The sequence below is a fragment of the Collimonas sp. PA-H2 genome, from assembly GCF_002564105.1.
Lineage (GTDB): Bacteria > Pseudomonadota > Gammaproteobacteria > Burkholderiales > Burkholderiaceae_D > Collimonas.
In genome coordinates, this window is record NZ_PDBX01000001.1 from 1,720,864 (window position 1) to 1,733,659 (window position 12,796).

General features: G+C 60.5%; 11 protein-coding genes. All 11 read right to left on the bottom strand.

Annotation, left to right across the window (positions count from 1 at the left end):
- Positions 1 to 936 carry a UDP-3-O-acyl-N-acetylglucosamine deacetylase gene (gene lpxC, locus BCF11_RS07755; protein WP_098494234.1) on the bottom strand — a complete coding sequence of 312 codons (936 nt, stop codon included), beginning with the start codon at positions 934 to 936 and terminating at the stop codon, positions 1 to 3.
- A gap of 199 nt (positions 937 to 1,135) precedes the next feature.
- A complete protein-coding gene (locus BCF11_RS07760; RefSeq protein ID WP_098494235.1) occupies positions 1,136 to 1,642 on the bottom strand; it encodes a peroxiredoxin in 507 nt (168 codons plus the stop codon).
- 237 nt (positions 1,643 to 1,879) lie between these two features.
- Positions 1,880 to 3,055 carry a cell division protein FtsZ gene (ftsZ, locus tag BCF11_RS07765; RefSeq protein WP_098494236.1) on the bottom strand — a complete coding sequence of 392 codons (1,176 nt, stop codon included), beginning with the start codon at positions 3,053 to 3,055 and terminating at the stop codon, positions 1,880 to 1,882.
- A 184-nt stretch (positions 3,056 to 3,239) separates the two neighbouring features.
- Positions 3,240 to 4,472 carry a cell division protein FtsA gene (gene ftsA, locus BCF11_RS07770; RefSeq protein ID WP_014007913.1) on the bottom strand — a complete coding sequence of 411 codons (1,233 nt, stop codon included), beginning with the start codon at positions 4,470 to 4,472 and terminating at the stop codon, positions 3,240 to 3,242.
- A gap of 10 nt (positions 4,473 to 4,482) precedes the next feature.
- On the bottom strand, positions 4,483 to 5,250 hold the full coding sequence (locus BCF11_RS07775) for a cell division protein FtsQ/DivIB (RefSeq protein ID WP_098494237.1): 768 nt from the start codon (positions 5,248 to 5,250) through the stop codon (positions 4,483 to 4,485).
- Positions 5,251 to 5,327: 77 nt separating this feature from the next.
- Positions 5,328 to 6,314: a D-alanine--D-alanine ligase gene (locus BCF11_RS07780; protein WP_098497375.1), complete on the bottom strand. Its 987-nt coding sequence runs from the start codon at positions 6,312 to 6,314 to the stop codon at positions 5,328 to 5,330.
- Between the two features lie 14 nt (positions 6,315 to 6,328).
- Positions 6,329 to 7,735, bottom strand: a complete 1,407-nt coding sequence (murC, locus tag BCF11_RS07785; protein WP_098494238.1) for a UDP-N-acetylmuramate--L-alanine ligase — start codon at positions 7,733 to 7,735, stop codon at positions 6,329 to 6,331.
- Between the two features lie 7 nt (positions 7,736 to 7,742).
- A complete protein-coding gene (gene murG / locus BCF11_RS07790) occupies positions 7,743 to 8,831 on the bottom strand; it encodes an undecaprenyldiphospho-muramoylpentapeptide beta-N-acetylglucosaminyltransferase (protein WP_098494239.1) in 1,089 nt (362 codons plus the stop codon).
- Positions 8,828 to 9,961 carry a putative lipid II flippase FtsW gene (ftsW, locus tag BCF11_RS07795; protein ID WP_233212658.1) on the bottom strand — a complete coding sequence of 378 codons (1,134 nt, stop codon included), beginning with the start codon at positions 9,959 to 9,961 and terminating at the stop codon, positions 8,828 to 8,830. The genes murG and ftsW overlap by 4 nt, the downstream gene beginning before the upstream one ends.
- Before the next feature lie 110 nt (positions 9,962 to 10,071).
- Complete coding sequence (murD, locus tag BCF11_RS07800) at positions 10,072 to 11,613, bottom strand: UDP-N-acetylmuramoyl-L-alanine--D-glutamate ligase (protein ID WP_098494241.1); 1,542 nt, start codon at positions 11,611 to 11,613, stop codon at positions 10,072 to 10,074.
- 12 nt (positions 11,614 to 11,625) lie between these two features.
- A complete protein-coding gene (gene mraY / locus BCF11_RS07805) occupies positions 11,626 to 12,795 on the bottom strand; it encodes a phospho-N-acetylmuramoyl-pentapeptide-transferase (protein ID WP_098494242.1) in 1,170 nt (389 codons plus the stop codon).
- Position 12,796: the final 1 nt, after the last annotated feature.

The window sequence follows — 12,796 nt, forward strand, 5'->3', positions numbered from 1 at the left end:
TTAGTTCAAGGCCCACTCTTGTCCGACTTGCCGCTGATAGGCGCCCGGCGCTTCGGTGAGTTCATCGAAGCTGACCACTTCATACGCATCCGGCTGCGCCAGCAAGGCGCGCAGCAGCTGATTGTTCAAGCCGTGCCCTGATTTATGGGCAGTGTAGCTGGCCAAGAGCGGATGGCCGATCAGGTACAGATCTCCGATGGCGTCCAGGATCTTGTGGCGCACGAATTCGTTTTCGTAACGCAAACCGTCGCTGTTCAAAATCCGGTATTCATCCATCACAATTGCGTTTTCCAGCGAACCGCCGCGCGCCAGGCCAAGGCCGCGCATGGTTTCCACGTCTTGCATGAAACCGAAGGTACGCGCGCGCGCCACTTCCTTCACATATGACTCGATGCTGAAATCGACTTCCGCGGTCTGGCCGGTGCCGTCGACCGCCGGGTGATTGAATTCGATAAAGAACTTGAGCTTGAAACCGTTGCAAGGATCCAGCCGCGCCCATTTCTCGCGCTCGCCCTGGCCTTCGCGTACTTCCACGCTTTTCTTGATGCGGACGAATTTCTTAGCGGCGTTCTGTTCTTCCAGTCCGGCTTGCTGCAGCAGGAACACGAAGGAAGATGCCGAACCGTCCATGATCGGGATTTCTTCCGCGGTGACGTCGACATACAGATTATCGATGCCCAGTCCAGAACAGGCCGACATCAGATGCTCGATGGTCGACACCCGTGCGCCGTCCTTGACCAGCACGGAAGCCATGCGGGTATCGCCGACTTCGGTGGCTTTCGCAGGGAAATCGACAACAGGGTCAAGGTCGACACGACGGAAGACAATCCCGGTATCGACGGCGGCCGGGCGCAGGGTCAGCTCGACCTTGGTGCCGGAATGGACGCCAATGCCTGTCGTCTTGACAATTTTCTTGATAGTGCGTTGTTTCAACATGATGACATTATAAGTCTGACTGATAATTATTCTGTAACGATGTGTACCTGGTGTGGGATAAAAAACACGCTTGGCGCTCCAGCTTATTTTTTTCTATCGCAGGCATATCGGCAGGCTATCAACAAGGCCGCGATTACCCGGCTACAGATGCAAAAAGCGGCGCACTCGGCGCCGCCTTGCTTACTGACAAGAATAAATCTTATGCCAGCTGGCCCAGCAGTGTTTCCGCACTGGATACTTCAAATGCGCCGCCTTGTTCAACGTTCAATTGCTTGACCACGCCGTCGTCGATCAGCGCCGAGAAACGCTGCGAGCGCGTACCCATGCCGAACTTGCCGAAATCCGCGTCCAGGCCCAGCGCCTTGACGAAATCTGCATTGCCGTCAGCCAGCAGACGCACGATGCCGGTCGCCTTTTGATCGCGGCCCCAGGCGCCCATGACGAAAGCGTCGTTCACTGAAATCGCCCAGATTTCGTCAACGCCCTTGGCCTTGAACTCTGCCGCGTGCTGGATGTAGCCAGGCAGATGCTTGGCCGAGCAGGTTGGCGTGAATGCGCCAGGAACAGCGAACAGGGCGATCTTCTTGCCCTTCACCAGATCGCTGACATTGAATGTATTTGGGCCGAGCGCGCAACCTGCGGTTTCGGTTTCGATGAATTCTGCTAATTTGCCTTCCGGCAGGCGATCGCCGATCTTGATGGTCATGATAAGTCCTTGTCTAGTGAATGAAGCCTCCAGACCAGCGCCACGGCCTGAGCCGTGCACCGATCTGCCGAGACATCGTATGTTAGCGCATGCTAAAAAGAAAACGCCGCGCCTTGCGACGCGGCGTGGAATCCGCAGTATGCCTTGTTCCGCAAATTCATGCAGGGCCTGGTGGCTGATAGCGGGTATATCAATCCGCTGTCAGCCATCAAGCTCGCGCAGGAAACTAGGACTGGCTTAGTCAGCCTGCTTGCGTAGGAAAGCTGGGATGTCGTAGGTTTCCATGCCGTTCTTTTCCAAAGCGCGCACCGTGTCGGAAGCCGACTCGCGACGCCATACCGCCGGCGCCTTCATGCCCTCGAACGACGAACTGCCATGGCCAACCGATGGCTGGCCGTGCATCAGCGGCTCGTTGTGGGTGCCGGTACGCATCATCGGCGCCTGCACCAGCTGCACTGCCTTGCGCGAACGGCCGAGGCCGGTGGCGACCACGGTGACGCGGATATCGTCGCCCATGGTTTCGTCGTAGGCAATACCTTGGGCTATCGAAGCATCCGGCGCCGCAAATGCGCGCACGGTGGCCATGACTTCCTTGATTTCCTTACCCTTCAGGCTGCGGCTGGCGGTGACGTTGACCAGCACGCCGCGCGCGCCGGACAGGTCGATGCCGTCCAGCAGCGGCGAAGCGACTGCCTGCTCGGCTGCCAGGCGGGCGCGATCGACGCCGGAAGCGGTGGCGGTACCCATCATCGCCTTGCCCTGTTCGCCCATGATGGTCTTGACGTCGTTGAAGTCGACGTTGATATGGCCAGGCACATTGATAATTTCAGCAATACCGGCAACGGCATTGTTGAGCACATCGTCGGCGTGCTGCAGCCATTCCATCATGCTGTCGTCTTCATAGATCTCTTCCAGCTTTTCGTTGAGAATGATGATCAGCGAATCGACGTGCTGGGACAGCGCTTCCAGGCCTTCGTCGGCGATGTCCATGCACTTCTGGCCTTCGTAAGAAAATGGCTTGGAAACCACCGCCACGGTCAGTGCGCCGAGTTCCTTGGCGATCTGCGCCACCACAGGCGCAGCGCCGGTGCCGGTGCCGCCGCCCATGCCTGCAGCGATGAACACCATGTGCGCGCCGCGCAACGCATCTTCGATGCGGCCACGCGATTCTTCCGCCAGCTGGCGGCCTACCGACGGCTTCATTCCGGCGCCCAGACCGGTCTCGCCGATCTGGATGACGTTATGCGCCTTCGATTGCTTGAGCGCCTGTGCATCCGTGTTGGCAGCGATGAACTCCACTCCCGACACACCCTTGTTGATCATATGTTGGACCGCATTGCCGCCGGCGCCGCCGACACCGACGACTTTAATCACGGTGCCCAAAGTTGCATTGTCAAGCATATCGATTTCCATGATATTTCCTCATAAAGATGCAGCATCCAGTCAATAGGCATCACGCGGTGTGAGGCCTAGCAACTGACAACTGCGTGTTGCACAAACAACATTAAAATTAAACTTCGCCAGTAATCCGCAAGAGCAAAGTGCTGCGCCATCAAATTGCCCGGCGCCTCTTTAACTCTGTCCTGCAGAATGAAAATTAAAAATTACCCAAAAACCATTCTTTCATCCGCTGCCAGATCGCCTTCGCCGATCCTTCCTGGCGGGTCACTATATAGCCACGCAGGTATTGTTTCTTCGCTTCCAGCAGCAAGCCCAGCACGGTCGAATAACGCGGACTGCGCACTACGTCCGCCAACTGGCCGCGGTAATCCGGCGTGCCCAGGCGCGCCGGCTTGAGGAAGATGTCTTCCGCCAGTTCGATCATGCCCGGCATCATGGCCGAACCGCCGGTCAGCACCACGCCGCTCGACAGCACTTCTTCGTAACCCGACTCGCGCACTACCTGATGCACCAGCGCGAACAATTCCTCCACCCGCGGTTCGATCACCGCCGCCAATGCCTGGCGCGACAAGGTGCGCGGATTGCGGTCGCCCAGGCCCGGCACTTCCAGCGTTTCGCCCGGATCGGCCAGGATCTGCTTGGCGACGCCGTAACGCAGCTTGATCTCTTCAGCTTCATTGGTCGGCGTCCGCAGCGCCATCGCAATGTCGTTGGTGATCTGGTCGCCGGCAATCGGAATCACCGCGGTATGGCGGATCGCTCCTTCGGTGAACACCGCGACGTCGGTGGTGCCGCCGCCGATATCCACCAGCACCACGCCCAGCTCTTTCTCGTCCGGCGTCAGCACCGCATCGGCCGAGGCCATCGGCTGCAGGATCAGGTCAGACACTTCCAGCCCGCAACGGCGGATGCACTTGACGATGTTCTGCACCGCGGACACGGCGCCGGTGACGATGTGCACCTTGACCTCGAGTCGGATGCCGCTCATGCCAATTGGTTCGCGCACATCTTCCTGGCTGTCGACAATAAATTCCTGCGGTACCGTATGCAGCAGTTGCTGGTCGGTCGGTATATTGACCGCCTTGGCCGTTTCAATAACGCGCGAGACGTCCGCTGCGCTGACTTCCTTGTCCTTGATCGCCACCATGCCGCTGGAATTGAAGCTGCGGATATGGCTGCCTGCGATGCCGGTGTAGACATTGCGGATTTTGCAGTCGGCCATCAGCTCGGCCTCTTCCAGCGCGCGCTGGATGGATTCCACGGTGGCTTCGATGTTCACCACCACGCCTTTTTTCAAACCCTTGGATTCAGCCTGGCCCAGGCCAATCACTTCATGGCGTCCATCCGACAATACCTCGGCTACCACCGCCACCACTTTCGAGGTGCCGATGTCGAGACCGACGATCAAGTTTTTTGCGTCTTTTGTCATAATGTTTCGCTTATTTTTTCTTGCTTCCCAATCCGCCCGTCATGCCGCTAGCCTTCAGCGCCAAGCCATTCGGATACCGCATATCTACACTCTCGATCCGGTTCTGCAAACGCGACAGCAACTGCGGATAAATCTGCACCAGCCGCGCCACCCGGTCTTTCAGCGTGGTCTTGTTCTGTTCCCGTCCCAGCTCCACCGTCATGCCGTTGTCCAGCTTGACTGTCCATGCGTAGCGGCTCGATAAAGCCACGTCCACCGGGTTCAACTTGAGCGGCGCAAACCACTGGCGAAAATCCGCCAGGCGCGCCACTACATCCTTCTCGCTGCCGGCAGGGCCGGACAGGCGCAGCAATGCGCCGTCTTCTTCCGCCTCATCCAGGTTGGCGGTAAACAAATCGCCGCGCACAGACAGCAGGCGCCCATCGTCATCCCAAGTGGCCAGCGGCTGATGCTCTTCAACTGTCACGATCAGCGTATTCGGCCATTCGCGCTGCACCGTCGCCTTGCGCACCCACGGCACCGATTCGAATGCCGTACGCACCGTATCCAGATTCGCCGTAAAGAAATTACCCTTGATGCGCGGTAGTGCGGAAGCCCGCACGATCAGCGGATTCACACGCCGCAGCTCGCTCTGGCCGACGCCTTCGATGCGGATGGTCTTCAGCGTAAACATCGGACGCTGCGCCAGCCACCAGATGCCGGACGCCAGCAATGCGAGCGCTGCCAGCCCGAGCAAGGTGCCGGAGATCGCGTTCAACATTTTGACGTCTTGCCACATGGTTATCGACTTTATCGCTTGGATCGTTAGGTAAATCTTTAATTAATTTCTTTCAATCTTCTTTCTCTGCAGGCCGCTCATACCGGCTTCCAGTCCGCGGTGGGCGCCAGGTCGAGCGCCGCCGAAGCCAGGATTTCAAGGCACAAGTCTTCATAGCTGACGCCGTTCGCCTTGGCCGCTATCGGCACCAACGAATGGCCGGTCATCCCTGGCGAAGTATTGATCTCTAGCAGGAACGGCTCGTTATCCGCATCGCGCAGCATGAAGTCGACGCGCGCCCAGCCTTCGCAGCCGATCGCCCTGAACGCCTGCACCGCCAGCGCCTGAATGCGCTGGGTCAGCGCGGCATCCAGCGGAGCCGGACATAAATACTTGGTGTCGTCGGTAAAATACTTGTGCTGATAGTCGTAATTGCCTTCAGGCGCGCGGATCTCGACGATAGGCAGAGGGCGCGCTGTACGGCCGGCACCCAGCACCGGCACCGTCAGCTCGCGGCCGCGAATGAATTCTTCCGCCAGCACCACCTCATCGTACTTGGCGCACAAGGCAAAACCCTCGCTCATGTCGGAATAGCCGGCGACCTTGGCGATACCGATGGTCGAACCTTCATGCGGCGCCTTCAGCATCAGCGGCAGGCCCAGCACATCCGGCACCTGGCGCAACTCTTCGCGGGTCGCGCTGTGCGCATCCAGCACCAGGAAGCGCGGTGTCGGCAAGCCAGCGCTTTGCCAGACACGCTTGGTCATCACCTTGTCCATGGCGATCGCCGATGCCATCACGCCCGGGCCGGTATATGGAATGCCCAGCTGTTCCAACGCACCTTGCAGCGTGCCGTCTTCGCCGTAGCGGCCGTGCAAGGCGATGAACACACGGTCGAATTTTTCCGCCGCCAGTTCCGCCAAGCTGCGCTCGGCCGGATCGAATAGATAGGCGTCGACGCCGCGGCTTTTCAATGCCTTCAGCACGCCGTTGCCGGACATGATGGACACTTCGCGCTCGGCCGAACGGCCGCCGAACAGCACGCCGACTTTTCCGAATTGATGACCTGTCTTTTTTTTGCTCATCGCATCACTCATATTCATTGCTCTACCAGTTGCGCCAGCTTGCCGGGTACGCCGCTAATCGATCCGGCTCCCATGGTCATCACGACGTCGCCGTCGCGGACGATATTCAAGATCGATGCCGGCATGTCGTTGATATCTTCCACAAACACCAGCTCGCCCATGCCAGCCACCCGCAAGGCATGCGCCAGCGCGCGGCCGTCGGCAGCGACAATCGGCGCTTCACCGGCGGCATACACTTCAGCCAGCACCAGCACGTCGACCGTCGACAGCACTTTGACAAAATCTTCAAACAGATCACGGGTGCGGGTATAGCGGTGCGGCTGGAATACCAGCACCAGCCGCCGTCCCGGATAGGCGCCGCGCGCCGCCTGGATGGTGGCCGCGGTTTCCACCGGGTGATGGCCGTAATCGTCGACCAGCGCAAATTCGCCCCTGGGCTTGCCGGCGGCATCCTGCAGCTTGATTTCACCGTAGCGGGTAAAGCGCCGGCCGACGCCGTTGAACTCGGTCAACGCCTGCTGGATCGCGCTGTCGGCGACGCCCAGTTCACGCGCAATCGCAATCGCCGCGCAAGCGTTCTGCACATTGTGCATGCCAGGCTGGTTCAGGCTGATCGGCATCGCCGCATAGCCTTTCTGGATCACGGTGAACTGCATGTGCCCGCCGACCGCCTTGGCGTCGATCGCACGCACATCGGCTTCTTCGTGGAAGCCATAGGTGGTGATCAGCTTGGAAATCTGCGGCATGATTTCACGCACATTGGCGTCATCCATACACAGCACGGCCACGCCGTAGAACGGCAGCCGCTGGGTAAACTCTACAAAAGCCTGCTTCAGCTTGCCGAAATCGTGATCATAGGTATCCATATGATCGGCGTCGATATTGGTGATCACCTCGATCACCGGCGACAGATTCAGGAACGAGGCATCCGATTCATCGGCTTCGGCCACGATAAAGTCGCCGGAACCGAGCTTGGCGTTGGCGCCGGCGCTGGTGAGACGGCCGCCGATCACAAAGGTTGGATCCAGTCCGCCCTGCGCCAGCACGCTTGCCACCAGGCTGGTGGTGGTGGTCTTGCCGTGGGTGCCTGCGATGGCGATGCCGCGCTTGAGGCGCATCAGTTCCGCCAGCATGACCGCGCGCGGCACGATGGGGATATGCCTTTCGCGGGCCGCGACGACTTCTGGATTATCGGCCTGCACCGCGGTCGATGTGACGATGGCGTGGGCCTGGTCGATATGCTTGGCAGCGTGGCCGCGGCTGACCTTGGCGCCCAGTCCTGCCAGTCGGCGCGTCGCCGCATTGTCGCCGAGATCGGAACCGGAAATGGTATAGCCGAGATTCAGCAGCACCTCGGCAATGCCGCTCATGCCACTGCCGCCGATTCCTACGAAATGGATATTTTTGACTTTATGTTTCATGATGTACTCACTGCGGACCTGCCAATTCTTCTAAAACCTGCGCGATTGCTTCGTTCGCATCGCGCCGGCCGTTTTCATACGCTGCCTGCGCCATCGTTTGGCAGTCCTGACGCGAGATCCGCGTCAACAACGCGGCCAGGCGCTCTTTGCTTAAATCCGTTTGCGGCAAATGAATCGCCGCCTTCTGCGTCGCCATCCAGCGCGCATTGTCGCGCTGATGCGAGGTGGTGGAAGCCACCAGCGGCACCAATACGCTGGCGATGCCTGCCGCGGTCAGTTCCGACACCGTGATCGCCCCGGCTCGGCAAATCACCAGGTCGGCATCGGCGTAGCGGCGCGGCATGTCGTCGATGAACGCCACCACTTCCGCCGTCACCCCTGCCGCCGCATAAGCGCTGCGCAAGGCCTCGATATGCTGTTTGCCCGACTGATGCGTGACGCTTGGCCGCAGCTCGGCGGGGATCAACGCTAGCGCCGCCGGCAAGCAATCATTCAAGGCCTTGGCGCCGAGACTGCCGCCCACTACCAGCAGACGCAAGGAACCGATGCGCCCGCTGTAGCGCTGCTCCGGCAAAGGCAGCGCCAGGATTTCCTTGCGCACCGGATTGCCGGTGACCAGCGCCTTGCTGGCCGCCTTGCCAAAATCGGCAGGGAAACCGAACAGCACGCGCTGCGCCAATGGTGTCAAGGTTTTGTTCGACAGCAGCAAGGCCGCGTCGGCATTCACCAGCACCAGCGGCACGCCGCGCAAACGCGCCATGGCGCCGCCCGGCACCGTCACATAGCCGCCCATGCCCAGCACGACATCAGCCTGGCGCCGACCCAGGATGCCGAAGCAAGCCGGAAAACTCAGCAACATCCGCCAGGTGCCGCGCACGGTATGCGCCAATCCTTTGCCGCGCAAACCCGCAAACACAATCTTGTCCATCTCGATGCCATGCTGCGGCACCAGGTCGGATTCCATGCCATGCGTGGTGCCCAGCCAGCTGACTTGCCAGCCGCGCGCGCGCATGGTCTCGGCAATCGCCAGGCCCGGAAATATGTGGCCACCGGTACCCGCCGCCATGATGACGAGACGTTTTTGATGCATGCTCATGCCCGGCCTCCGCGCATCAGAACCCGGTTTTCATAATCGATGCGCAGCAGGATCGCCAGGCCGATGCAGTTGATCAGCACGCCGGAACCGCCGTAGCTCATCAGCGGCAAGGTCAAGCCCTTGGTCGGCAGCAAGCCCAGGTTGACGCCCATGTTGATGAAGGTCTGCACGCCGATCCAGATGCCGATGCCCTTGGCTGTCAGGCCGGCGAAAGTCTGTTCCATCGCGATCGCCTGGCGGCCGATTTCAAAGGAGCGTTTGATAATCCAGTAAAACAGCATCACCACCACCAGCACGCCGGCAAACCCCAGCTCTTCGCCGATCACCGCCAGCAGGAAGTCGGTATGTGCTTCCGGCAAATAGTGCAGTTTTTCGACGCTGGCGCCGAGACCGACGCCAAACAACTCGCCGCGGCCGAAGGCAATCAGCGAGTGCGACAGCTGGTAAGCCTTGCCCAGGGCATTTTCTTCTGCCCACGGATTCAGATAAGCGAATATCCGCTCGCGGCGCCATGGCGACAGCCAGATCACCAGCGTAAACATGCCTGCCAACATAGCGCCGATGCCGCCAAACCAGATGCCGTTGATCCCGCCCAGGAACAGGATTCCCATGGCGATGCAGACGATCACGCCGAGCGCGCCCAGGTCCGGCTCCAGCATCAGCAGCAGGCCGACCAGGCCGACCGCCGCCGTCATCGGCAGGAATCCCTTGGTCAGCTTGTGCATCACTTCCTGCTTGCGCACCGTGTAGTTGGCGGCGTACAGCACGATGAACAGCTTCATCAGTTCCGAAGGCTGCAGATTGAAGACGCGGAACGACAGCCAGCGCTTGGCGCCGTTGACGCCGCGCCCCAGGCCCGGCACCAGCACCATCGCCAGCAGGATCAGAGTGACCACGAACAGATAGGGCGCCCAACGCTGCCAGGTGGCGATCGGAATGCGGAAGGTCACCAGGCCGGCCACCAGCGAGACACAGATGAAGATCGCCTGGCGCACCAGGAAATGGGCATTCGTGTAGTTCGAATACTTGGGCGAATCCGGCAAGGCGATCGAGGCCGAATACACCATCACCAGGCCGAACAGCATCAGGATGATCACCACCCACACCAGCGGCTGGTCGTATTCCATCATTTTCGAACGCTGGACGCCAGGCTTCTGGCTGTCGAGCGCACGCGGCCGCGGCGCAGCATTGCTTGCCGGGCTGTCCGCAGGCTTGCCTGAAAATGATGGAAAAGCGAATTTCATAGTCCGACCTCGCCGCGCGACAAGGCCAGTTCGCGCACGGCATCGACGAACACCTGCGCCCGGTGCGCATAGTTGCGGAACATGTCGAAACTGGCGCAGGCCGGCGACAGCAGCACGGCGTCGCCAGGATGGGCCAGTTCTGCCGCGCGGGTCACGGCTTCTTCCAGCGTCACGCAGTCGACGATTTCCAGTGCGCCAGCCGTGCTTTCCACCGCGGCGCGAATTGCCGGCGCGTCGCGGCCGATCAGCAGCAGCGCCCGGCCGTAGGCCGCCAGCGGCGCCGCCAGCGGTGCAAAATCCTGTCCTTTACCGTCGCCACCGGCGATCAGCAGCAAACGGCTAGGATTGGCGCCCGCGCCATCGCCGTCGCAACCGCGCCCCAAGCCGTTCAGCGCGGCAACCGTGGCGCCGACATTGGTGCCCTTGCTGTCGTCGTAGTATTCCACGCCGCCGATGGTGGTCACCAGCTCCACCCGATGCGGTTCGCCATGGTATTCACGCAAGCCGTGCAACAAAGGAGCAAACGGTAAGTCGATCGCGCGGCACAGGGCCAGCGCCGCCAGCGCATTGGCGGCATTATGGCGGCCGCGGATGCGCAAGGCGTCGGCCGGCATCAGGCGCTTGACCGTCACCGGCAGCAAGGCCAGCTGTTCTTTCTTGTTGCGCCGCTTCTCGACGCGCTCTTCTTCGTCGCCGGGCACCGCGACCGACAGCCATTGCATGCCATTGTCGCTGACCAGTCCAAAGCAATCGCCTTCATGCGGTTCATCGAAACCGAAGCTGATGCTGTTGCCGTTGGCGAACTGCATCGTCAAGGGATCGTCGCGGTTCAGCACGCGCACGGTATTGGCGCTGAAGATACGCGCCTTGTCGGCGACATAGGACGCCATGTCGCCGTGCCAATCCAGGTGATCCTGGGTGATGTTCAGAATGGTCGCAGCATCGGCGTGCAGGCCGCAGGTAGCATGCAGCTGGAAGCTGGACAGTTCCAGCACCCAGACCTGGGGCAAGGCGTCGCGCTCCAGCGCGCTGCGCAAGACATCCAGTGCAGCCGGGCTGATATTGCCGGCAACCTGCACGGTCAAGCCGGCGCGTTCGCACAGCAGGCCGGTCAGGCTGGTGACGGTGGTCTTGCCGTTGGTGCCGGTGATGGCAATCACTTTCGGCGCATAGCCCTGGCTCTCGCGCAATGCCGCCAGGGCTTGGGCGAATACTTCGATTTCACCCCATACCGGGATGTCGCGATCAGTGGCGGCAGACAGGATGTCTTTCAGCTCGCGTGCCGGCGCCAGGCCCGGGCTGGTGACGGCAAAATCGATACCGTCCAACAGGCTGACGGCAAAGCCCGCTTCAGCATTCTCATCGGGACCGCAAAATTCCACGTCCGGAATGGCCTGCTGCAACAGCGGCAACCTTTCGGGCGCACTGCGGGTATCCGCCACGCGCACGGTCGCACCGCAATGTGCCAGCCACAAAGCGGATGCCAGGCCCGATTCTCCAAGCCCTAATACCAGAACATGTTTACCCGTATAGTTCATTTGTACTGCCCACTACCTTAACTTCAGAGTTGAAAGCCCAAACAACACCAGCATCATCGAGATGATCCAGAAACGCACCACAACCTGCGTTTCCTTCCAGCCCTTTTGTTCATAGTGATGGTGCAAAGGCGCCATCAGCAGCACCCGGCGGCCGACGCCGAAGCGCTTCTTGGTGTACTTGAAATAGATTACCTGCAACATCACCGACAAAGTTTCAACCACGAAAATACCGCCCATAATGAACAGCACGATTTCCTGACGCACGATGACGGCCACCGTGCCAAGGGCGCCGCCCAGGGCCAGCGCGCCGACATCGCCCATGAATACCTGCGCCGGATAGGCGTTGTACCAGAGGAAAGCGAGTCCGGCGCCGGCCATGGCGCCGCAGAAAATCAGCAGTTCGCCGGCGCCCGGGATATGCGGGATCAGCAGGTATTTGGCGAAAGTGACGTTGCCGGTCAGGTAGGCGAACAATCCCAGCGCCGCACCGACCATCACGGTCGGCATGATCGCCAGGCCATCCAGGCCATCGGTCAGGTTGACGGCGTTGCTGGTGCCGACAATCACGAAATAGGTCAAGGCCATGAAACCCCACACGCCCAGCGGATAGCTGACGGTCTTGAAGAAGGGCACGATCAGGTCAGCCTTGGGCGGCAGGTCGAGGCTGAAGCCGGATTCGACCCAGGCCACGAACAAATCCCAGACCTGGGTATTGTTCGGCGCCGACACCGAGAACGCCAGGTAGATCGCGGCGACCACGCCGATCACCGATTGCCAGAAATATTTTTCGCGCGAACGCATGCCGTTCGGATCCTTGTAGACCACCTTGCGATAGTCGTCGACCCAGCCGATGGTGCCGAAGCCGAGCGTCACGATCAACACGATCCAGACGAAACGGTTACCGAGATCGCTCCACAGCAGGGTCGAAATGCCGATCGCGATCAGGATCAGGACGCCGCCCATGGTCGGCGTGCCGGACTTGATCAGGTGCGTCTGCGGGCCGTCGGTACGCACCGCCTGGCCGACCTTGAGGCGCGCCAGCATGCGGATCACGCCCGGTCCCGCGATCAGGCCGATCATCAGCGCCGTCAGGGTCGCGAACACCGCGCGAAACGTGATGAAGGTGAAGACGCGCAGGAAACTGAAATCCTGCTGAAAATTTTGTGCCAGCCATAGCAGCATG

Bases quoted from the DNA above. Each gene is read 5' to 3' on its own strand.
- mraY (WP_098494242.1), bottom strand. From the start codon at position 12,795: ATGCTGCTATGGCTGGCACAAAATTTTCAGCAGGATTTCAGTTTCCTG.
- BCF11_RS07780 (WP_098497375.1), bottom strand. From the start codon at position 6,314: ATGAGCAAAAAAAAGACAGGTCATCAATTCGGAAAAGTCGGCGTGCTG.
- ftsW (WP_233212658.1), bottom strand. From the start codon at position 9,961: ATGATGGAATACGACCAGCCGCTGGTGTGGGTGGTGATCATCCTGATG.
- murC (WP_098494238.1), bottom strand. From the start codon at position 7,735: ATGAAACATAAAGTCAAAAATATCCATTTCGTAGGAATCGGCGGCAGT.
- ftsZ (WP_098494236.1), bottom strand. From the start codon at position 3,055: ATGGAAATCGATATGCTTGACAATGCAACTTTGGGCACCGTGATTAAA.
- BCF11_RS07760 (WP_098494235.1), bottom strand. From the start codon at position 1,642: ATGACCATCAAGATCGGCGATCGCCTGCCGGAAGGCAAATTAGCAGAA.
- BCF11_RS07775 (WP_098494237.1), bottom strand. From the start codon at position 5,250: ATGTGGCAAGACGTCAAAATGTTGAACGCGATCTCCGGCACCTTGCTC.
- ftsA (WP_014007913.1), bottom strand. From the start codon at position 4,472: ATGACAAAAGACGCAAAAAACTTGATCGTCGGTCTCGACATCGGCACC.
- murG (WP_098494239.1), bottom strand. From the start codon at position 8,831: ATGAGCATGCATCAAAAACGTCTCGTCATCATGGCGGCGGGTACCGGT.
- murD (WP_098494241.1), bottom strand. From the start codon at position 11,613: ATGAACTATACGGGTAAACATGTTCTGGTATTAGGGCTTGGAGAATCG.
- lpxC (WP_098494234.1), bottom strand. From the start codon at position 936: ATGTTGAAACAACGCACTATCAAGAAAATTGTCAAGACGACAGGCATT.